Origin of the sequence: Rhodoblastus sp. (genome assembly GCF_052145335.1) — a bacterium.
Lineage (GTDB): Bacteria > Pseudomonadota > Alphaproteobacteria > Rhizobiales > Beijerinckiaceae > Rhodoblastus.
On record NZ_JBKQOU010000091.1, the window covers coordinates 86,254 to 105,405 of the forward strand.

The following is a 19,152-nucleotide window of genomic DNA, read 5'->3' on the forward strand; positions in this document are numbered from 1 at the left end:
GGTCAAAATAGCAGCGGCGCCTCCCATCGCTCGAATCAAATTCCCGTGATCGGAGCCATTGAGCGGTGGGCGGGTCGCTGGCGTTAACCTTTTGTTAAGCTTTTGCGGCGCCGGGGCCGTAACCGGCGAATCTTTCGCACAAGGCCAGGGTCTCCGCCTCCGGCAGGATGACCGGCGCGCCGGCGAGAGAGGCGAGATAATGCAGTTTCGCCAAAGTCTCCAGTTCGCCCGCCAGCCACAGCGCGCGGGCCAGATCCGGCCCCACCGCGATCATGCCATGGCTGCCGAGCAGCACCCCCTGCCGCGGCCCGAGCCCCCGCACGGCGAGTTCGGAAAGCTCCTGCGTGCCGAAAGGGGCGTAGTCCGTGCATTCGACCGAGGCGCCGCCGAAAGCGGCGATCATGTAGTGACTGGCCGGGATCGGCCGGCGCAGCATGGACATCACCGTGGCGTAAGGGGCATGGGTGTGCACGATGGCCCCGACATCCGGCCTGGCGAAAAAAATATCGCGGTGAAAACGCCATTCGCTGGAGGCGCGCAGGCCGGTGTTTTCGTCGCGCGCCGCCTCGTCGGCGGACAGATCCATGGCGACGATCATTTCCGGCGCCAGGCCCTGATAATCGACGCCGCTCGGCGTGATCAGCATGGACTGACCGAACCGCAGCGAAATATTGCCCGCGGCGCCCTGGTTGATCCCCGAAGCGTTCATCGCCCGGCAAGCTTCGACGATATCTTTTCGCGCTTGCGCCTCTTCCTTCGTCGAAAAACCCATCACCAGCTTCCGATATTCTGCGCGCTGGCCCAGGGCTCCTGCGCCGGCAGCGCCTCGCCACTTTGCAGCAATTCGATGGAAATTCCGTCCGGAGTACGGATGAAGGCCATGCGGCCATCGCGCGGCGGGCGGTTGATGACCACCCCGGCCTTGGCGAGTTTTTCGCAATAAGCGTAGATATCGTCGACCTCATAGGCGAGATGGCCGAAATTGCGGCCGCCGGTATAATCTTCGCGGTCCCAGTTATAGGTCAGCTCCAGCTCCGGCGTCCGGGTGGCGGCGGCGCGCGACACATCGCCCGGCGTGGCGAGGTAGACCAGGGTGAAGCGGCCTTTCTCGCTCTCCATCCGGCGAATTTCGACCATGCCCATTTTCTGGACGAAAAATTCCAGCGCGGCGTCGAGATCGGCGACGCGGATCATCGTGTGCAGGTAACGCATGCTCGGGCTCCAGGTTTGAATTGCTGCAACGTTTTGCGACTTGAGAGAAAGAAACCCCTTCACCGCAAGATCGTCGTCTTGACCCACCATTCGGGGTGGCCGCGCGAAATCGCCCGCGCCGCCACGCCCGCCTGCCGGCAGGTTTCGAACAGCGCGAAACAGGTCGCGCCCGATCCCGACATGCGGGCGAGACGACAGCCGCGCGCTCCGGAAAGCACCGCCAGCACATGGCCGATCACCGGCGCCAGCACGCAGGCGGCGTCCTCCATGTCGTTGCGGCCCTTTTTCAGCGACCGCAGCAGGCTCTCGAAATCCATATTCTCGGCGATCGCGGGATGCCCTCCGAAACCATTGTTCTCGCCGGGCTTGAGACCAAGCTTGGCGAAGACCGCCCGCGTTTCCACCGGTTGGCGCGGATTGACCAGAACCGCGAACAGGGGCGGCAGTTTTATTGGCGGCCCGAGCCGCTCGCCGATCCCGCTCATCATTTTTCCCCGAGGCGTCAGGCAGACCGGCACGTCCGCCCCGGTTTTGCGCGCCGCCGCGTAAAGCGCCGGATCGTCGGGCGAAAGACCATTGGCCCGAGCCAGCAGGCGCAAGGCCGCCGCCGCGTCGGAGGAGCCGCCGCCCACGCCCGCCGCCACCGGCAGGCGCTTCACCAGATGAAAGGCCCCGGAGCGCAGGCCGGGCTTTTCCTCGCGCAAGGCGCGCTCGGCCCGCGCCACCAGATTGTCGCCGCCCTCGCCGGCGGCTTGCGCGGTCGGCCCTTCGAGGGTCAGCGCAAATTCTTCGCCCGGCGCCAACGTCAGATAGTCGGCGGCGCCGGCGAAGGCGACCAGGCTGTGCAATTCATGATAGCCGTCATCGCGCCGTCCCTCGATATGCAGGGTCAGGTTGATTTTTGCCGGCGCGCGCGTGGCGAAAAATTTCGAAAAACTCATAAAGCCTTCAATTCCGGCGCCGGGATGAACTCGGGATCGCCCTCGATAGCGGAAAACTTGCCCGATTCCCAGTCGGCGCGGGCGGCGCGGATGCGCTCGCGGCTGGACGACACAAAATTCCACCACACAAATCGCGGCCCCTCCAGAATGTCGCCCCCCAAGGCCACGAGCCGGCTTTTCGCCACCGCCCGCAGCGCGACTTCCGCGTCCGGACGCACGACCACCAGCCGCCCCGGCTCGAACAACACGCCCGCGATCTCGATTTCGCCGGAGACCAGATAAAAGGCCCGCTCCTCATGTTCGGCGGTCAAGACATAGGTTGCGCCGGCCGAGAGGTCGACATCGGCGAAAAAGCAGGGCGAAAAACTCTTTACCGGCGAACGCAGGCCGTGCAGCGAGCCAATGGCGAGACGCAGGGAAAAACCGTCGCCGTCAAGCATTGGCAAGCTTTCCCGCGGAAAATGATCGAAACTCGGATCGGTCTCCTCGGCGGCCAGCGGCAGTCCGAGCCAGCATTGCAGGCCGGCCATGCGCCCCCCCGTTGCGCGGAAATCAGGCGGCGAACGTTCGGAATGAACGATGCCGCGCCCCGCGACCATCAGGTTGACCGCGCCCGGCGTGATATTCTGCGCGCTGCCAAGCGAATCGCGATGAAAGATCTCGCCTTCCAGCAGATAGGTGAGGGTGGCGAGACCGATATGGGGATGCGGCCGCACGTCCATTCCCGCGCCGGCGGCCAAATCGGCCGGACCCATTTCGTCGAGGAAAACGAAAGGCCCGACCATCCTTTTCTGGGCGGCGGGCAAAGCGCGGCGCACGCCGAAGCCGCCGATGTCCCGCGCCTGCGGAACGACGACGACATCAACCGAAGCAGGCGTCAGAACCGACATTTTGCACCCTCTAAACCCTCGCGTAAGCTCCACAGGGTGTCTTTAGACGACCGTTTAAAGACGAGCCTTTTGGTCGCATTCGCTCCTGCAGAACCTCAAAGGCTCCGCCTGAGGCCTGGCCTTACTCCACGTCGAGCGGCGCGACTCCCTTGGCGGCTCCGTCGGCGCCCTGGACGATTTTCTCGATCCGCGCCTCGGCGCTTTTCAACAGGCTGTCGCAGTGCTTCTTGAGAAACTCGCCGCGCTCGTAAAGCGCGATGGATTTGTCGAGATCGACATTGCCCTTTTCGAGCGCGGAGACGATTTCCTCCAGTTCGCGCATGGCGGCCTCAAAACTCAGTTCAGTTGCGTTTTCGGCTGCGCTCACGGCAAAATCCTGTCTCGATGCTGAGTCCTGCAACGAATCTAGTCACCCCAGGCCCGCGGCACAAGCTCATCCCCTGATGCCGACGCGCAGGCCGGGCGCGGGGCGCTCCTGCAAGACTTCGCGGCGGAAACGAAACAATGCCGCCGGGCGGCCGCCGGTGGCGTGCGACATTTCGCCGGTCGCCTCCACCACGGCGGCGGCTTCGACCAGACGGCGGAAATTCTGCTTGTGCAGGTGGCGCCCGGAAATAGCCTCGACCGTGGTCTGCAAGGCGGTCAAAGTGAAACTTTCCGGCATCAGTTCGAAAATCACCGGGCGATATTTCATCTTGGCGCGCAGGCGGCCCATGGCGGTGGCGAGGATGCGGCGATGGTCGGCCTGCATGCTCTCGCCGAGCGGCGGCCATTCTTCGACGCCGGGCGCTGGCTCGCGCCCGTCGCGCACGCTTTCCTCAACCAGGCCGGCCTCATAAAGCAGTTCGTAGCGATCGAGGACGTTTTCCTCGTCGAAACGGTCGCCCTCCTCGCCGAACAATTGCCGCACCCGCTCAATTCGCGTCAGGCCGCGCCGACGCGTCGAGGCGCCAGCGTGTTTGCCGCGCTCCACGAAGGCGCGCAGCCCCGGCATGATGGTCAAATCGATCAGCGCCGGGCGGCCGTTGCGCCAATCCTCCCATGGGAAAAAACGATACCATTCGCGAAAGCCGGCGCCGGGCGCGGTGGCCATGTCCTTGCCGCAAAGGCGGGTGAGCGCGAGATAGCCGACCGATACTTCATGCGGATCGCGGCTGCCGGCGCGGCTGTGGCGGCCGCGGTCGCCGAACGTGTAGAGCTGTTCGACATAGCCGACCGGCACGCCGGTCTGTTCCGCCACCCAAGCGCGCAAGCCCATCTCGAAAGTGCGGTGATTGACCGGATCGAAGGGACCGGAAGGCAAAGCCGCGCCGCCGCCGCGAACGTCCTTGCCGTCGGCGCCGCGCGCCACCAGAATCAGCGGCGTATCGCCGCGCACCGCGACAATGGCCGCGGTCAGGCCGATTTCGACTGCAAACGACGGATGCGGAAGTTCGCTCATGCCGTCTCCATGCAGAAAACCTCGCCCTCGAAACAATCCGCCCCGCGTCCGATCGAATCGATCGCCGCCATCATCCGGCCCTGGCGCGACAGCTTTGAGTCGGCGAGCGCCACCAGGCGCTTGTTTGGCGTAGCTGAAGGCGACAACCGGCGCAATTTTTTCGCGATCTCGATTTCCGGCGCGACGTCCAGCGCGCAAAGCCCTATGAACGCCGCCGCCGGGGAGCGGCTGACGCCCGCGTAGCAATGCACGACCAGCGGACGGGCGCGCTCCCAGCGGAGGAAGAATTCAATCAGGCTTGCGACATGGCCTGGCTGCGGCAGCACATGGCCCTCAAGCGGCGCGACGATATCGGACAGGCCGAGCATCAAGTGGCGTTCCGGCGCGATGGCGGCGACACGCGGCGGTTGGTGTGACGGGCTGAGCAGCGACACCAGAGAATCGGCCCCGCTTTGCGCGACCACCTGCTCGACCCGGCTCAGCGGGCAGACATAGACGAGGCTCATTCAAAGCCCTCCGTCGTAAGCCCGGAAATGCCGCAGGAACAAAGCCTGCGCGGTTTCCGGCGGCATGGGCGCGAGAAGACTTTCGACGCGTTTCGCGTCGACGGCCGGGTCGCCGAACAGACGCGCCGCCTCGTCGGCGTCGAAACCGGCGTAGAGCGTCGCCTCGAAATAAGCGGAAATGCGGTCGGCCTGTTTGGTCATTTTCCGCAGCGCCGGCGACGGTTCGGGATTGAGCGAGAAGCGCAGGAAAATGGCGTGGGCTAGCCGCGCCTCGACCTCGCGGTAAACCTCGCCGAGCGCCGCCTTGAACGGCGTGATCATGTCGCCGATGACATATTCCGGCGCGTCGTGCAGCAGGGCGAACAGGCGCCAGCGCGCCGGGGCGGCGGGATCGAGCAGGCCGAGGATTTCCGCGACCAGCACCGAATGCTGCGCCACCGAAAAAATCACCCCGCCGCGGGTCTGGCCGTTCCAGCGCGCGACGCGGGCCAGGCCATGGGCGATGTCCTCGATCTCGACGTCGAGCGGCGAAGGATTGAGAATGTCGAGCCGCCGCCCGGAGAGCATGCGTTGCCAGGCGCGCGGGTTTTTGTCGTTCATCGGCGCCCCGTCTGCTTGTAAAGGGCCTGACAGGCCTCGTGTCGATGGCAGTCGACGAGATGATCGTTGACCATGCCGACCGCCTGCATGAAGGCATAGACGATGGTCGGGCCGCAGAACGTAAAGCCGCGCGCCTTGAGGTCGCGCGCCATTTTTTCCGACGCGGGCGTTTGCGCCGGAACCTGCTCCATGCAACGAAATCGATTGACCGTCATCCGGCCGTCGACAAAATCCCAAAGATAATTGGCGAAACCTTGCTTCGCCTCGATGTCGAGATAGAGCCGGGAGGAGGCGATCGCGCCGGTTATCTTGGCGCGATTGCGGACGATCCCGGCGTCCTGCATCAGGCTTTCGACTTTGGCTGCGTCATAGGCCGCTATTTTCAGCGGGTCGAAGCCATCGAAGGCCGCGCGAAAATTCTCACGCTTGCGCAAAATGGCGATCCACGACAGGCCGGCCTGAAAGCCGTCGAGCACCAGCTTTTCGAACAAGGCGCGGGAATCGAATTCCGGCGTCCCCCATTCCGCGTCGTGATAGGCGAGATAGGCTGGGTCATGTCCCGGCCAAGGGCAGCGATTCAGCCCGTCGGGATGGGCGAGGGCGATCCTGTTCGGAGCATCGATTCGTTTCGGGGCCTCGGTCATGCGCCAGATTTAGCCAATCCGCGGGACGAAGCCAAGGACGGCGCTGGATCGACCGGCGCGATTGATGGCGTCCTGCCCTTCAGGAACTTAACCCCTGGGTTCCCGATTATACTTGGTTGGACTTGTTGCCCACACGCGAGGGCGACCGTTTGTCGCCCGAAGGGAAATACAGGGAGACTCGTCATGTCCGTCAAGACTTTTCTGACCATCATTTCAATACTGGGCCTGCTGTTCGGCATTGGCGACCTGCTGATTCCCGACAGGATCGGCGCGATTTACGGCATGGAGGCGTCGCGCTCCGCAGAACTGATGGCGCGATTTTTCGGCGTCGCGCTTTTGGGCTGGGCTCTGATCACATGGTTCGCCAAGGACTTCCATGACGAAAGCGACCTGCGCCATGTGCTGGCCCCCTCGGGCGTCGCGCACAGCGCTGGCGTCATCGTTGCGACGATGGGGACCATGTCCGGCGTCATGAACGCCATGGGCTGGACCGGCGTGGCGATCTTTCTGTTCGGAGCGATCGGCAGCTTTTATTTTCTGACTGTCAGTTCGCATCAACGAATGGTCCACACCTGATCAAAAACCCGCCGAAAACGCGGCGAACCAGAGGCGTTGCGCCGGAGCGGCGACGTTGCGGCGCATTTTTCTTGATATATTCGCTGTTTCGCATATATATGCGTGCACAAGCAGCGAGGTTCAAGATGATTTTCGAATGGCCCGAGACCGCGAAAAAGCTCTCCGCCCAATTGCGCGATCTGCGCGCCGGCGAAGGCGCGGCGGAAGTGATGAAGAGCTTTTCCGCCATGGCCCAGAGCGCCACAAAAACCGGCGCGCTCGACGCCAAGACCAAGGAATTGATCGCATTGGCCATCGGCGTGGCGACGCGCTGCGACGACTGCATCGCCTTCCACAGCAAGGCCGCCGCCAACCTTGGCGCGACGCGCGAGGAGATTCTGGAGACTTTGGGCATGGCGATCTATATGGGCGCCGGTCCCTCGGTCATGTACGCCAGCCACGCGCTGCAGGCTTTCAGTCAATTCGCCGCGGTGAAGACCGAAGCTTGATCAGGTCAGCCGCAACCTTGTCTCGCCGCTGACAAGGGCCTGACCGGCCTGCGCCGCCTCTTCCGCCCGGTCGAGGCGCAGCAGCGCCAAGCCTCGCGCGCCGGCGCTCGACCCCATCACACCGATCCTGATGTCGCCGGCCATGACGACGGCGCCGGGCGCCGGCCGCGCGCCTTCGAGGAAAACCTTCATCACCCGATTGCGGGTGAGGCCGCGATACTGCATCCGCGCCACGACTTCCTGGCCGACGAAACAGCCCTTCTTGAAGTCGACGCCATTAAGTTGATCCATATCCGCCTCATGCGGAAAAGCGTCGCCATAGACGAAATCGACGCCGCCCTCGGGCACGCCGAGCGCTATTCGATGCGCGTCATAATCTTCGACCCCGGCGTCGCCGCCGAATGTCGGCATCAGAGCCGGAATGTCGGCCGCCGGCGCGACCAACCGCGTTCCCATGTCGGGATGACGACCATCGCGCGCGCCCTCGGCGACTGGGCCGCCATAAAGCGCGATCACGCCGAAACGGTCGCTGACGTCGGCGATGTCCACTTTCGCGCGCAACTTGTACATCGACAGGCGCTTGATAAGTTCCGGAATTTTCTCGTGCTTAACGTCGAGCAAAATGGCGTCCTGGCCATTGATTTCAGATTTGGCCACCATCAGGAAATCGAACAATATCTTGCCCTGCGGCGTTAGCAGCGCCGCCCAGCGCGCCTCGTCGGCGCCGAGCGTCAGCACATTGCCGGTTACCAGCCCTTGCAAAAAGGCGCGCGCTTCCGCCCCGCCGACGCGAACGAGTCCACGACCCGACAAATGCGACGCTTTCATTCCCTTCCCCACATTCCTCTTGGCCGAGCGCGGCTTTCGCCCCCAGCACATTGTAGATGTATACGTACGCTGCAAACTCAAGAACGTCGTGATAATAACGTAACCATGCAAGCTTCGGTCCGCGGCCGGGGCAAAATTTTTCCCGGAGGCCCCATGCCGCAACAAAGCTTCGATTTCATCCTTCGGGGCGGCGTCCTGGTCAACCATGACGGCGCCGGCGCACGCGACATCGGCGTCATCGGCGAGACCATCGCCGCCATTGGCGACTTGTCGCAGGCGAGCGCCCGGACGATTGTCGATTGCGCCGGACTGCACATATTGCCCGGCGTCATCGACACCCAGGTGCATTTCCGCGAACCCGGCCCAACCCACAAGGAAGATCTCGAAACCGGCTCGCGCGCCGCAGTGCTCGGCGGCGTCACCGGCGTGTTCGAAATGCCCAACACCAATCCGCTGACCACGACGCCGGAGGCGCTGGCCGACAAGGTGGCCCGGGGAACCGGGCGGATGCACTGCGATTTCGCCTTTTATGTCGGCGGCACCCATGAAAACGCCAGGCATGTCGCGGAACTGGAGCGCCTGCCCGGCGCCGCGGGCATAAAGGTCTTCATGGGCTCATCCACCGGCTCGCTGCTGGTCGCCGACGACGCCGGCGTCGCGGAAATTTTGCGCCACGCACGCCGGCGCGCCGCCTTCCACAGCGAGGACGAATTTCGCCTCAATGAGCGCATGGGCGAGCGCGTCCCCGGCGACCCCGCCTCGCATCCGGTCTGGCGCGACGCCGAGACCGCGCTGACCTGCACGAAACGGCTGATCGCCATCGCGCGGGAGCAACGCGCCCGCATTCACGTGCTGCATGTCTCGACCGGCGAAGAGATCGCCTTTTTGAGCCAGCACAAGGACGTTGCCAGCGTCGAGGTTACGCCTCACCACCTGACCCTGTCAGCCGACGATTACGCAAGGTTGGGGACGAAAATCCAGATGAACCCGCCGGTGCGCGACGCCGGGCATCGCGAAAAAATCTGGCGCGGACTCGACCAGGGCGTGGTCGACGTGCTCGGCTCCGACCATGCGCCGCACACGCTGGAAGAAAAAGCCAAGCCCTATCCCGACAGCCCCTCAGGCATGACCGGCGTGCAAACGCTCGTGCCGATCATGCTCGACCATGTCGCGGCCGGCCGTCTCACCCTGGCGCGTTTTGTCGACCTGACCAGCGCCGGCCCGGCCCGCCTGTTCCAGCTGGCGCGAAAGGGACGCGTCGCCGTCGGCTACGACGCCGACCTGACCGTCGTCGATCTGAAGCGGCGCGAAACCATCCGCAACGGCTGGATCGCCTCGCGCTGCGGTTGGACCCCCTATGACGGCAAGGAAGTAACCGGCTGGCCGGTGGGGACCTTTGTGCGCGGCGCCCGCGTGATGTGGGAGGGCGAGGTTCTGACGCCTTCCACGGGCAAGCCGATCCGCTTTCTCGAGGCGCTTTGAGTTCTATTCGCTCTCCCCTTTCACCGCCCGGAGCTTGACCCATGCGGATCAGCCCCAACTGACCTTCGACGGCAATTGCGAAGAAGCCTTCGCGTCCTACGCCGCGATTTTCGGCGCAACGCCGAGCGTCCTGATGCGCTTCAAGGATTTACCTGGCCTGACGCAGACGCCGGAAAGCTGGGGCGACAAGGTCATGCACGCGCAGATCGACATCGGCGGCGCACGGTTGATGGGCTCCGATCGCGCCGACCATCTTTACGATAAGGCGCAGGGCCTCACTGTTTCGATCACCGTCGATACGCCGGAGGAAGCTGAGCGGTTTTTCGCCGCTTTGTCCGAGGGCGGGAAAATCACCATGCCGATGGCTGAAACCTTCTGGGAGCAACGCTTCGGCATGGTGGTCGACCGCTTCGACAAGGCCCTCTGACCAAAGCTTTTCAGAGCGCCGCTGCTAGTCGGTCTGCGGACGGCGGCAGACCCGCAGATAGGGGTGCTGGAAATCCCAGGTGCTGACGACGACGCGCCTGCGAAAGACGCAGTTCTGCTTGCCGGCATGATCGGCATAGAGCGTCATCAGATGGAATTGGTCGGGGTCACGCCAATTTCTTTCCATATAGCCATTGGGATCGTATTTATACTGACCTGAGGTCCAGTAGGAGCCGGGATCGATCGGCCCCGGGTCCTTGTCCCAATAGGCCGTGCCATTGGCGGTTTTGATGTTTTGCGCCTGCGCCGGCGAGGCGAGACTGGCGGCCATGAGCGCGTACGCGCCAACCAGGGATATTTTCACAAACCAAGCCCGATTTTGCATGCGATCGGTCCTTCATTGCCACGCCCGCGGGCGGAATCCATATACGCAATCTCATGGCGGCGCGAGACGACAAAGGAGGCCGATCGACAAAAAGGCCGGCTGGTCGCCGGCCTTTCGTTCGATGATCTCGCCATCGCCAGCGCGTGCGTAGCGCCCGTCAGGACGGGCGGCACACTTTCACATAAGGATGCATATATTCCCAGTTGGAGTTGACGACGCGCTTGCGCCAGACGCAACGCGCCGGTCCCGCATGATCGGCATAAATCACGTCGGTATAATCGGCCGGATCCTGGCTCCAGTATCCGAGATAATGATGCGGGTCGTATCTATATTCGCCGCCGGCCCAGAAAGCGCCCGGATCGATGGGGCCGGGATCGCCCCGCCAATAAGCCTGGCCATTGACCGTCCTCATGCTTTGCGCCTGCACGGGCGTCATCGCCGCCAGGGCGGTGGCCGCGAGCATGGCCGCTGATACGGCCGCCGATTTTGCGATGCCAAACCGATGTTTCATCGGATTTCTCCTCGCTCCCGTCACGCCTCTGCCGGCGCGACTCCTTCCACACTCCCAATGATTGAGCGGGATTATGGTTGCGTCTGCGGACCCCGTTTGGCAATCAAAATGAACTAAAATTTTTTTAACAATTTCAATAGGCTATACCTTTACCGCCCAAACAGCTGCTGGAAAATATTGCCGTCGTCGGCGGCCTGTCGCGGGCGGCGGCCCGGTGGCCCGTTGGGGATGTTTTCCGGCGGCGTCGGCTCCTCGTCGCGTTCGGGCGCTTCCGTGACGACGCGGCCAGGACCGTTGATCACCACCGGCAAGCCGGGGTTCGAGGTGTCCATATGGACCGCGGCGGCACGCGGCGCCTCGGCGGGCGGCGCCGCCTGCGGCCATAGCGAGGCCGCCGGCCCCCCGGTCAGGCTCTCGCTGCGCCAGCCGCCGCTCGGCAAACCAGCCACCACCATCCCCTTCAAGGCCTCGCGCATAAAACGCGACCAGATCTCGACCGGGAGATTGGCGCCCGAGGCTTTTTTGGTGGGCGAATTATCGTCATTGCCGATCCAGACGCCGGTAATCAGCTGGCTGGTGTAGCCGACGAACCAGGCGTCGCGGTAGTCCTGGCTGGTGCCGGTCTTTCCCGCCGCCTCCCAGCCCGGCAGATCGGCTTTCTTGCCCGTGCCGATGGCCAGCGTCTGCTCCAGCATGGAATTCATCATCGCCACATATTGCGGCTCGACGACGCGCCCGTTGCTTGAGCCCTTTCGCGCGTAAAGCAGCTTGCCGTCGGCCGTGCGCACCTTGGTGATGATATGCGGCTGCACGCCAATGCCGCCATTGGCGAAGGGCGCATAGGCGGAAACCAGCTCCAGCGGCGTGACTTCGGAGGTGCCGAGCGCGATCGAGGCGTTGGGCTGCAAATCCGAGTTGACGCCAAGCCGGCGCGCGGTCTGGATAATGGCGCGCGGACCGACCTCCAGCCCCAGCCGCACCGCCACGGTATTCAGCGACAAAGCGAGCGCCGTGGTGAGATTGACCGGGCCCATGTATCTGTGGGTCGAGTTTTCCGGCTGCCAACCGCGGACATTGATCGGCGCGTCTTCCCGCACAGTGTCGGGCGTCAGTCCATGTTCGAGCGCCGTCAGATAGACGAAGGGCTTGAACGAGGAGCCGGGTTGGCGACGCGCGGAAACCGCGCGGTCGAACTGGCTGTCCTCGTAATCGCGGCCGCCGATCAGGGCGCGGATCGCTCCATTGCCGTCGAGCGAAACCAGCGCGCCCTGCGACACGCCGTATTTCGGGCCCTGTTTCGACATGACGTCGGTGAGCGCGCGCTCGGCGGAAGCCTGCATCGCCGGGTCGATGGTCGAGGTGACGACGATATCCTCGTCAATGGCGCCAATGGTGTCGTCGAGCACGTCCATGACGTAGTCTGCGGCGTAATTGAGCGAGCCGCCGGCTCTTCCGCGCACCGCACGGGCCGGGCGGGACAGGGCCACCTGCGCCATGGCCTCGGTGATATGACCCTCCTGCGCCATGGCCGCAATGACCTGATTGGCCCGCTCGACCGCCGCCGCCTCGTTATGGTTCGGCGCGAGCTTGGTCGGCGCCTTCATCAGTCCGGCGAGCATCGCCGCCTCGGGAAGCGTCACCTGCCTGGCGGTATGCCCGAAATATTTCTCGGCCGCCGCGTCGACGCCATAGGCGCCGGAACCGAAATAGACGCGGTTGAGGTAAAGTTCGAGAATCTGATCCTTGGAATAGCGATGCTCCAGCCAGAGCGCCAGGATCGCCTCCTGGATTTTCCGCGAGACCGTGCGTTCTTGCGTCAGGAACAGGTTCTTCGCCAATTGCTGCGTCAGGGTCGAGCCGCCCTGGATTCCTCCCCGGCCCAGGACATTGCGGAACATGGCGCGGAAAATGCCGACGGGGTCTACGCCCCAATGGCTGTAAAAGCGGCGGTCCTCGATCGCGACAAAGGCCTTCGGCAGATAGGGAGGCAGGTCCTGTAGACGAACAGCCGCGCCGCCCGTATCGCCGCGATTGGCGAGCAGGCTGCCGTCGACGCCGAGCACGGCTATATTGGGCGGGCGCTTGGGAACCGCGAGATGGTCGATATGCGGCAGTTGCGAGCCGTAATAGACGACCAGCCCGCCGGCGCCGATCAGACCCCAGACCGCGAAGACGAAGCCCCAATAGAACAGCCGGCCAAGAAAAGAGCTTTTGCGTTTTTTAGCCGCCGGCTTTTCGTCGCCTCTCGCCCTTTTCCCAGAGCGGGCCTCCGCCTCGACGCGAGGCGCGCCTCCAGCCCTGGCCCCGAAGCCAGGCTCGATGCGCTCGCCGCCCGATCTTTTCCGCGCCATGATTCCGCCGTCCGACTCCCGAGATGAGGGGTCTGTTTTGATGCTAAAGTCGGCGAATTAAGGGCCGGTTAAGTTTTTCCTGCGTCGCTTCCGCTGCGGCGCCGCTAAAACCTGCTAAAACTTCAGGCAATCGCCACCCGCCTCCTTGCTTTGGCGGCCGAGCCGCTGCAAAGTTGCGCCCCCGCAAAACGGAAATTTGTGAATTCGGATCGCCGCCCCATGAAAGTCACGCTTGAGAGATCGGCTCTGCTCAAATCGCTGGGCCACGTGCATCGCGTCGTCGAGCGGCGCACGACGATCCCGATCCTCTCCAATGTCCTGCTCAGCGCCGGCGGCGCCGGAGTGCAGCTCAAGGCGACCGATCTCGATCTTGAAGTGACCGAAACGGTTCCCGCCGATGTCGGCCAGGCCGGCGCCACCACCCTGCCGGCCCATACGCTCTATGAAATTGTGCGCAAATTGCCTGACGGCGCGCAGGTCTCGCTGGAGACGGGGAGCGACAACAGCCAGTTGCAATTGCGCTCGGGCCGTTCGCGCTTCAGCCTGCAATCCCTGCCGGAGAGCGATTTCCCCGATCTCGCGGCGGGCGAACTCAGCCATCGCTTCAAGCTGCCGGCCGGCGATCTGCGCCGCCTGATCGACAAGACGCAATTCGCCATCTCCAACGAAGAAACCCGCTATTACCTCAATGGGGTGTTCATGCATGTCTCCGAGGCCGACGGACAGCCCGTGTTGCGGGCGGTGGCGACCGACGGCCACCGGCTGGCGCGGCTTGAGACCGCGGCCCCGGCGGGCGCCGTAGGCATGCCGGGCATCATCGTGCCGCGCAAGGCGGTTGCAGAAGTGCAGAAGCTGATCGAAGACCCCGATATTGAAGTCGAAGTCGAGCTTTCCGCGGCGAAAATCCGCTTCACCCTCGGCGCGGTGGTGCTGACCTCGAAACTGATCGACGGCTCCTTTCCCGATTACGCCCGGGTCATTCCGGCGCATAACGACAAGTTCCTCACCGTCGAGCGCCGCGATTTCGCCGACGCGGTAGACCGCGTCTCGACCATTTCCTCGGAACGCGGGCGGGCGGTCAAACTCGCGGTTTCCGAAGGCAAGCTGGTGCTTTCCGTCACCAATCCGGATTCCGGCTCGGCGATCGAGGAGCTGGAGGTCGATTACAACGCGGCGCCATTGGAAATCGGCTTCAACGCCCGTTACCTGATCGACATCGCCAACCAGCTCGACAGTGATACGGCTTTGTTCAAGCTCAACGATTCCGGCTCGCCGACCATCGTGCAGGACCGTGACGGCGCCAGCGCGCTTTACGTGCTGATGCCCATGAGGGTTTAAAGATCGACGAGTCCCGCGGCGCGGCTCGCCCGGCAGTGGTGGCCCCGTCCCTTCCGCGCCTGAATTTTCGCCCCGACATCAACGGCTTGCGCGCCATCGCGGTGGTCAGCGTGGTCGCCTTTCACGTCGAGCGGCGGCTGGCGCCCGGAGGCTTCGTCGGCGTCGATATTTTTTTCGTCATTTCCGGCTATCTGATCTCGCGGATCATTCTTTCGGAAATTGCGGCGGACCGTTTCAACTTGCGCCGCTTCTACGCGCGAAGGGTGCGGCGCATTTTTCCGGCCCTGGCGGTGGTGCTCGGCTTTGTCTGGGTTTGCGGACTGCTTTGGCTCAGTCCGCCCGCGCTGACCGTGCTCGGCCAGCATCAGCTTGAAGCCGCAGCCTATATCCTCAATTTCAGCCTGGCGTCGGAGGCCAATTATTTCGCCCCGGCGACGCAGGGCAATCCGCTGCTGCATTTGTGGTCGCTGAGCATCGAGGAGCAATTCTACATCGTCTGGCCGGCGCTGCTGCTGGTCGCCGCCCGGCTGCGCCTGCCAATCGGCGCGATGATCCTGCTGTTCATGGCGCTGTCGTTCGGCTTCAATCTCCATCAGACGGTCGAAAACCCCACCGCCGCATTCTATCTTCCCTGGGGCCGCGCCTGGGAACTGGCGCTGGGCGCCGCCGTGGCGCGCTTCGAGTTCTTACGTGAGCCGCTCGCCACTTCGCGACAAGGAGGATTGGCGCTCCTTGGAATCGCGCTGATGGCAGGCGCGATTTTCCTGTTCGAGGAAAGCCAGCCTTTTCCCGGCTGGCGCGCCGCGGTTCCGACGCTGGGCTGCGCGCTGGTCATCGCCTTTCCGGGCCGGTGGAGCGAGAAAATCCTGCGCGCGCCGCCGATGCAGTTTTTCGGCAGCCTGTCCTATCCCTTCTACCTCTGGCACTGGCCTTTGCTGGCTTTCGCCTTTTTGCGCTGGGGCGACCTGACGCCGTTGGGCCTGCGGCTGGCTTTGGCCGTTCTGGCGCTGATTCTCGCCGTCTTGACCAATCGCCTCATTGAGCGTCCCGTATTCGCCTTTTCCGTGCGGCGTCCGCGAAAAACCGTCGCGGGACTGGCCTCGGTTCTCATCGCGCTCGGATTGATCGGAATGCTGACGCGAGCGGAAAAAGGCTTTCCTGGCCGCTATCCCGCCCAGGTCGCGGCGATTTTCGCCTTTCCGCCGCATGGGTTCGACCAGAAGTTCTATCGCGCCGGCCAATGTTACGACGATCGGCAGGATGAGGCCCTGACCGCCGCGAATGTGGCCGAAGCTTTCGCGCCGCAATGCCTGCAAAAAGCCGATCCCGCCAAGCCGACCATCCTGCTGCTGGGCGACTCGCACGGGGCGCATCTTTATCCCGGGCTCAAGGCCAGATTCGGCGACAGGGCCAATATCCTGCAACTCAACGCCAGCTATTGCGCGCCGCTGGTCGAAAAGATCGATCTGTCGGCGGGGGGCGTGACGGCGACGCAACGCTGCCGTGTGATCAACGACTATGTGTTTGCCCAGGTCGAAGCGCTGAAACCCGAGATTGTGGTCGTCGGCGCTTATTTCGGCCTTTTCCTGAATTCGCCGGCCTGGGCCTATCGCGATTTCCTGCAAAATTTCCGCGCCGGCGCCTCGGCCCTGCGCGCGCGCGGCGTCGGCCATGTCATCATTTCCGGCCAGATTCCGACATGGACGCCGAGCCTGCCGCAACTGGCGGCCAACGAGCTTTTGAATGACGGGATGTCTCCCGTCTTCTCCACAAGCGGCCTCGACACGAAAAACCTCGCCGTCGACGCCGCCTTGCGCCAAAGGGATTTTGGCGCGGGAGCGACTTATGTGTCGCTGGTCGAAAAGCTGTGCGAGGACGAAGGCTGCCGCCGCCGGCTTGGCGACGATCTTCCCGACGATCTGATGGCCATCGATTACGGCCATTTTTCGCAGCGCGGCTCCGAATATGTCGTGGGTGAAATTTTGGGGCCGGAGATCGAAAAAGCGCTCGCCGCGCGAAAACGCTGAATTTTCTAAAGCGCCTTGCTGAGAAAAGTCCGCGCCGCGCCGGGGGGGAAATTTTCGATTCGTCCGGCGATGGCAAAGCCGCATTTGAGATAGAAATCCATCGCGCCCGCTTCGAACGTGTCGAGATAGAGCCCGACGCAGGCGTTTTCGCGGGCGAAATTTTCCACCTCTGCGAGGAGGGCGCGGCCAAGGCCGTTGCGGCGCCAGCCCGGCGCCAGGTAGAACTGGCTGACATAAAGCCAGCGCCAGTGCATCACGCCGTTGACGCCCCCGATCCAGTCGCCGTTTTCATCGCGCGCCGCCAGTGTGAAGAGTTTTTCGTCGCGAGGGCCATGGTTTCCGGCGATTTCCCGCCCGAGACGCGCCGAAACCAGTTTTGACGCCTCGCTTCCGGGGACTTCTCTTGCAATATGAAAAGGCTTGGTCCGGACATTTTTTTTTGTCATTGATCCACGCATGAATAAAGCTTTGGCTCTCCTGCTCGCACTCTGGCCGCTCGCCGCCACCGGCGCAAGGGCCACCGATCGCCCATCCCCGGCAAAGGTCGAGGCTCCGCTGGGCGCACCCTTGCAGCCCCTGCAGCGGGTGGAAGATTATCGGGTGATCCTGAAAACCTGCAGCGCGGCGGGGAAGCAGAGGGTGGCCGTCCGCGAAATGCGCGTCGGCGGCGAAAAGCTGCTGCTGACGGTGGATCCCCAAACCCTCGCTGCAAGCCTGGAGTACGCCGACGGCTCGGACTGCAGCGAGGCGCAAGGAACGAGCCGCTTTCTCGAACTGGTCGATCATTACGCTGCGGACATGGGAAAACAACCGAGCGCTGGCGCGACCTGGCTGGAAAACGCCGGCCTTAAACACGGCCGCGGCGAAGGCGCCTATCTCACCGGCGATCTTTGTCCCTCGCGCAAGCCGTTGGACCGGGCATTCCTGCAATCGCTCGAAAAGCCGGGCGAAGCCGCCCCCGTCGCCCTGGCGGTCTCCGGCCTGTGGCTCACGCATCATCCGGCGGATTTCGCCTGGCTGCGGCGGGAAAAAGCGGAAGGCCGGCTGGCGATCACTTTCGTCAACCATTCCTATAGCCATCCTTACCGTCCGGGACTGCCCGACGGACAGAATTTCCTGCTTGAGCCGGGGCTGGACAAAGACCGCGAAGTCCTCGATCTGGAGCGGCTGCTGATCGCCAATGGCGAGACGCCTTCGGTGTTCTTCCGCTTCCCCGGCCTGATTTCCGACCGCGAGTGGATGGCGACGCTGCGGCGCGACCATCTGATTCCGCTCGGCTCCGACGCCTGGCTGGCGGTTTCGCCGGCAAAACCGCCTGGCGGGGCCATCCTGCTGGTCCACGCCAATGGCAATGAGCCTTTCGGGCTGAACAGATTCGATAGCCTGAGGCAAAAGGGAGAGCTGCCAAAGCCTTTCCGCCCGATCAACGAAGCGCCGTAACCTTCGCCTCGCCAAGCGCTTGATCCATGAAGGCGATGCTGTCGTCGAGAACCGGCGCGCGCCAGCGGAAAGGCCGCGACAAAGTCAGCAAAAGGCCGACATGGCCGAGCCCCGGATAGAGTTTGTTCTCGACAAAAACGCCTTTCGCGCGCAAGGCGCTGGCCAGATCGTCGGCGTTGAAGGCGGCGACGACCTGATCGTTGGCGCCGCGCGAAAAGAACATCGGCGGCGTCTCGGCCGAGGCGAAGGCCACGGGACGCGCGCGGTCCGGATTTGCGGCGGCGGCGGCGAAAATTTTACGCGTGCGCGGCCAGGTGGTCGGATCGAACGAATAGGGTCCAGCCAGTCCCACCACGGCTGCGGGCGGCGGCGCGTCCGGCGCGGCTTCGGCCAGATAACGCTTGTCGAGCGCCAGAAGCGCCGCGATATAGCCGCCGGCGGAATGGCCCATCAGCACGATCCGCCGCTTTTCGGCGCCGGTGGCCAGGTTTTTCGCCACATAGGCATAGGCCAGCGCCGCATCCTCCATGAAGGCGGGAAAGACGGATTGGGGATAGAGCCGGTAGTCCGGAATCACCGCGGTATAGCCCTGCGCCGCCAAAGCCGCGCCGATGAAGCGGTAAGTGGCGCGCTCGCCCCGGCGCCAGCCGCCGCCGTAAAAGAACATGACGATGGCCTTGCGGTCGGCCTCCGGCGCCGGACGATAGATGTCGAGCTTCTGCCGTGGCCCTGGGCCATAGGCGACGGCCCGCGTGATCGCGACGTTTTTTTCGCTGACCATGGCGTTGAACAATACGCCTGGCAGGCGCCATTCGGTGTCGGTTCGCGCGCCAGCCTCGGCATAAGCCGCTATCGCGCTCATCAAGGCGATGCCTACGACCACCGTTTTCTTCGACATGCGACTCCCCATCCCTCAAGCTTGAGAAGGTGCTCCCTTCCTTACTTGCAGCCGGCGTAAAAGTTTCATCAAGGCCACGCCCCCGGAACGACGCGAGTTCCAAGGCGTTTGATCGTCAAGGGCGCGAGCTTCGTACGCCATCCCGGGTGCTTGCGGCTCTTTCTTCTT

At 63.6% G+C, this 19,152-nt stretch carries 22 protein-coding genes; 7 read left to right on the top strand and 15 right to left on the bottom strand.

Annotated elements, in window-relative coordinates; all coding sequences use genetic code 11:
* Window positions 1–94 precede the first annotated feature (94 nt).
* From ACLP2E_RS06810 to ACLP2E_RS06850, 9 genes are all read right to left on the bottom strand, one after another.
* Window positions 95–772, bottom strand: a complete 678-nt coding sequence (locus tag ACLP2E_RS06810) for a class II aldolase/adducin family protein (RefSeq protein ID WP_442463755.1) — start codon at window positions 770–772, stop codon at window positions 95–97.
* The gene (locus tag ACLP2E_RS06815) at window positions 772–1,212 is read right to left on the bottom strand and encodes a VOC family protein (protein WP_442463754.1); all 441 of its coding nucleotides are present in this window, start codon (window positions 1,210–1,212) and stop codon (window positions 772–774) included. Before ACLP2E_RS06815 ends, ACLP2E_RS06810 begins: the two co-directional genes overlap by 1 nt.
* A 59-nt stretch (window positions 1,213–1,271) precedes the next feature.
* Window positions 1,272–2,153, bottom strand: coding sequence for a 4-(cytidine 5'-diphospho)-2-C-methyl-D-erythritol kinase (locus ACLP2E_RS06820; RefSeq protein ID WP_442465483.1), 882 nt, complete (start codon window positions 2,151–2,153; stop codon window positions 1,272–1,274).
* A complete protein-coding gene (locus ACLP2E_RS06825; RefSeq protein WP_442465484.1) occupies window positions 2,150–3,043 on the bottom strand; it encodes a pirin family protein in 894 nt (297 codons plus the stop codon). Before ACLP2E_RS06825 ends, ACLP2E_RS06820 begins: the two co-directional genes overlap by 4 nt.
* 121 nt (window positions 3,044–3,164) lie before the next feature.
* Window positions 3,165–3,410 (bottom strand): exodeoxyribonuclease VII small subunit, encoded by a 246-nt coding sequence (locus ACLP2E_RS06830; RefSeq protein ID WP_442465485.1) that lies wholly within the window; start codon window positions 3,408–3,410, stop codon window positions 3,165–3,167.
* A gap of 66 nt (window positions 3,411–3,476) precedes the next feature.
* Entirely contained in the window at window positions 3,477–4,484 is a 1,008-nt protein-coding gene (locus ACLP2E_RS06835) for an NUDIX hydrolase (protein ID WP_442463750.1), read from the bottom strand.
* Window positions 4,481–4,990: a tyrosine phosphatase family protein gene (locus ACLP2E_RS06840; protein ID WP_442465486.1), complete on the bottom strand. Its 510-nt coding sequence runs from the start codon at window positions 4,988–4,990 to the stop codon at window positions 4,481–4,483. Before ACLP2E_RS06840 ends, ACLP2E_RS06835 begins: the two co-directional genes overlap by 4 nt.
* Entirely contained in the window at window positions 4,991–5,590 is a 600-nt protein-coding gene (locus tag ACLP2E_RS06845; protein WP_442463748.1) for a YfbR-like 5'-deoxynucleotidase, read from the bottom strand. It abuts the gene before it with no gap.
* Window positions 5,587–6,234 (bottom strand): DNA-3-methyladenine glycosylase I, encoded by a 648-nt coding sequence (locus ACLP2E_RS06850; RefSeq protein ID WP_442463747.1) that lies wholly within the window; start codon window positions 6,232–6,234, stop codon window positions 5,587–5,589. Before ACLP2E_RS06850 ends, ACLP2E_RS06845 begins: the two co-directional genes overlap by 4 nt.
* 183 nt (window positions 6,235–6,417) lie before the next feature.
* Between ACLP2E_RS06850 and ACLP2E_RS06855 the strand changes: the two genes are divergently transcribed.
* Complete coding sequence (locus tag ACLP2E_RS06855) at window positions 6,418–6,810, top strand: hypothetical protein (RefSeq protein WP_442465487.1); 393 nt, start codon at window positions 6,418–6,420, stop codon at window positions 6,808–6,810.
* A 125-nt stretch (window positions 6,811–6,935) separates the two neighbouring features.
* Window positions 6,936–7,298: a carboxymuconolactone decarboxylase family protein gene (locus ACLP2E_RS06860; protein WP_442463745.1), complete on the top strand. Its 363-nt coding sequence runs from the start codon at window positions 6,936–6,938 to the stop codon at window positions 7,296–7,298.
* On the opposite strand, the gene ygfZ is transcribed toward ACLP2E_RS06860, so the two are convergent.
* Window positions 7,299–8,126, bottom strand: coding sequence for a CAF17-like 4Fe-4S cluster assembly/insertion protein YgfZ (gene ygfZ / locus ACLP2E_RS06865; RefSeq protein ID WP_442465488.1), 828 nt, complete (start codon window positions 8,124–8,126; stop codon window positions 7,299–7,301).
* 153 nt (window positions 8,127–8,279) lie between these two features.
* Here ygfZ and ACLP2E_RS06870 point away from each other — a divergent pair, with 153 nt between their 5' ends.
* Together ACLP2E_RS06870 and ACLP2E_RS06875 are read left to right on the top strand one after the other, a co-directional pair.
* Window positions 8,280–9,608: a dihydroorotase gene (locus tag ACLP2E_RS06870; protein ID WP_442463743.1), complete on the top strand. Its 1,329-nt coding sequence runs from the start codon at window positions 8,280–8,282 to the stop codon at window positions 9,606–9,608.
* A gap of 34 nt (window positions 9,609–9,642) precedes the next feature.
* Complete coding sequence (locus ACLP2E_RS06875; protein WP_442465489.1) at window positions 9,643–10,035, top strand: VOC family protein; 393 nt, start codon at window positions 9,643–9,645, stop codon at window positions 10,033–10,035.
* Window positions 10,036–10,059: 24 nt separating this feature from the next.
* Here ACLP2E_RS06875 and ACLP2E_RS06880 read toward each other — a convergent pair whose 3' ends face one another.
* From ACLP2E_RS06880 to ACLP2E_RS06890, 3 genes are all read right to left on the bottom strand, one after another.
* Window positions 10,060–10,365 (bottom strand): hypothetical protein, encoded by a 306-nt coding sequence (locus tag ACLP2E_RS06880; protein ID WP_442463740.1) that lies wholly within the window; start codon window positions 10,363–10,365, stop codon window positions 10,060–10,062.
* Window positions 10,366–10,576: 211 nt separating this feature from the next.
* Window positions 10,577–10,930 carry a hypothetical protein gene (locus ACLP2E_RS06885; RefSeq protein WP_442465490.1) on the bottom strand — a complete coding sequence of 118 codons (354 nt, stop codon included), beginning with the start codon at window positions 10,928–10,930 and terminating at the stop codon, window positions 10,577–10,579.
* Between the two features lie 149 nt (window positions 10,931–11,079).
* Window positions 11,080–13,281: a transglycosylase domain-containing protein gene (locus ACLP2E_RS06890; RefSeq protein WP_442463891.1), complete on the bottom strand. Its 2,202-nt coding sequence runs from the start codon at window positions 13,279–13,281 to the stop codon at window positions 11,080–11,082.
* A gap of 219 nt (window positions 13,282–13,500) precedes the next feature.
* On the opposite strand from ACLP2E_RS06890, the gene dnaN reads away from it, so the two are divergent.
* Both dnaN and ACLP2E_RS06900 read left to right on the top strand, forming a co-directional pair.
* On the top strand, window positions 13,501–14,619 hold the full coding sequence (dnaN, locus tag ACLP2E_RS06895) for a DNA polymerase III subunit beta (protein ID WP_442465491.1): 1,119 nt from the start codon (window positions 13,501–13,503) through the stop codon (window positions 14,617–14,619).
* Window positions 14,620–14,657: 38 nt separating this feature from the next.
* Window positions 14,658–16,646 (top strand): acyltransferase family protein, encoded by a 1,989-nt coding sequence (locus ACLP2E_RS06900; RefSeq protein ID WP_442465492.1) that lies wholly within the window; start codon window positions 14,658–14,660, stop codon window positions 16,644–16,646.
* Window positions 16,647–16,651: 5 nt separating this feature from the next.
* Here the strand turns inward: ACLP2E_RS06900 and ACLP2E_RS06905 are convergent, their stop codons facing one another.
* Window positions 16,652–17,092, bottom strand: coding sequence for a GNAT family N-acetyltransferase (locus tag ACLP2E_RS06905; RefSeq protein ID WP_442463888.1), 441 nt, complete (start codon window positions 17,090–17,092; stop codon window positions 16,652–16,654).
* Between the two features lie 10 nt (window positions 17,093–17,102).
* Here ACLP2E_RS06905 and ACLP2E_RS06910 point away from each other — a divergent pair, with 10 nt between their 5' ends.
* A complete protein-coding gene (locus ACLP2E_RS06910) occupies window positions 17,103–18,086 on the top strand; it encodes a polysaccharide deacetylase (RefSeq protein WP_442465493.1) in 984 nt (327 codons plus the stop codon).
* Here the strand turns inward: ACLP2E_RS06910 and ACLP2E_RS06915 are convergent.
* Complete coding sequence (locus ACLP2E_RS06915) at window positions 18,070–18,984, bottom strand: alpha/beta hydrolase (protein ID WP_442465494.1); 915 nt, start codon at window positions 18,982–18,984, stop codon at window positions 18,070–18,072. The two genes, ACLP2E_RS06910 and ACLP2E_RS06915, sit on opposite strands and share 17 nt — an antisense overlap.
* Window positions 18,985–19,152 lie beyond the last annotated feature (168 nt).

Coding starts and splice junctions, on each gene's coding strand:
- ACLP2E_RS06810 (WP_442463755.1), bottom strand. CDS start 772: ATGGGTTTTTCGACGAAGGAAGAGGCGCAAGCGCGAAAAGATATCGTC.
- ACLP2E_RS06815 (WP_442463754.1), bottom strand. CDS start 1,212: ATGCGTTACCTGCACACGATGATCCGCGTCGCCGATCTCGACGCCGCG.
- ACLP2E_RS06820 (WP_442465483.1), bottom strand. CDS start 2,153: ATGAGTTTTTCGAAATTTTTCGCCACGCGCGCGCCGGCAAAAATCAAC.
- ACLP2E_RS06825 (WP_442465484.1), bottom strand. CDS start 3,043: ATGTCGGTTCTGACGCCTGCTTCGGTTGATGTCGTCGTCGTTCCGCAG.
- ACLP2E_RS06835 (WP_442463750.1), bottom strand. CDS start 4,484: ATGAGCGAACTTCCGCATCCGTCGTTTGCAGTCGAAATCGGCCTGACC.
- ACLP2E_RS06840 (WP_442465486.1), bottom strand. CDS start 4,990: ATGAGCCTCGTCTATGTCTGCCCGCTGAGCCGGGTCGAGCAGGTGGTC.
- ACLP2E_RS06845 (WP_442463748.1), bottom strand. CDS start 5,590: ATGAACGACAAAAACCCGCGCGCCTGGCAACGCATGCTCTCCGGGCGG.
- ACLP2E_RS06850 (WP_442463747.1), bottom strand. CDS start 6,234: ATGACCGAGGCCCCGAAACGAATCGATGCTCCGAACAGGATCGCCCTC.
- ACLP2E_RS06855 (WP_442465487.1), top strand. CDS start 6,418: ATGTCCGTCAAGACTTTTCTGACCATCATTTCAATACTGGGCCTGCTG.
- ACLP2E_RS06860 (WP_442463745.1), top strand. CDS start 6,936: ATGATTTTCGAATGGCCCGAGACCGCGAAAAAGCTCTCCGCCCAATTG.
- ygfZ (WP_442465488.1), bottom strand. CDS start 8,126: ATGAAAGCGTCGCATTTGTCGGGTCGTGGACTCGTTCGCGTCGGCGGG.
- ACLP2E_RS06870 (WP_442463743.1), top strand. CDS start 8,280: ATGCCGCAACAAAGCTTCGATTTCATCCTTCGGGGCGGCGTCCTGGTC.
- ACLP2E_RS06880 (WP_442463740.1), bottom strand. CDS start 10,365: ATGGCCGCCAGTCTCGCCTCGCCGGCGCAGGCGCAAAACATCAAAACC.
- ACLP2E_RS06885 (WP_442465490.1), bottom strand. CDS start 10,930: ATGAAACATCGGTTTGGCATCGCAAAATCGGCGGCCGTATCAGCGGCC.
- ACLP2E_RS06890 (WP_442463891.1), bottom strand. CDS start 13,281: ATGGCGCGGAAAAGATCGGGCGGCGAGCGCATCGAGCCTGGCTTCGGG.
- dnaN (WP_442465491.1), top strand. CDS start 13,501: ATGAAAGTCACGCTTGAGAGATCGGCTCTGCTCAAATCGCTGGGCCAC.
- ACLP2E_RS06905 (WP_442463888.1), bottom strand. CDS start 17,092: ATGACAAAAAAAAATGTCCGGACCAAGCCTTTTCATATTGCAAGAGAA.
- ACLP2E_RS06910 (WP_442465493.1), top strand. CDS start 17,103: ATGAATAAAGCTTTGGCTCTCCTGCTCGCACTCTGGCCGCTCGCCGCC.
- ACLP2E_RS06915 (WP_442465494.1), bottom strand. CDS start 18,984: ATGTCGAAGAAAACGGTGGTCGTAGGCATCGCCTTGATGAGCGCGATA.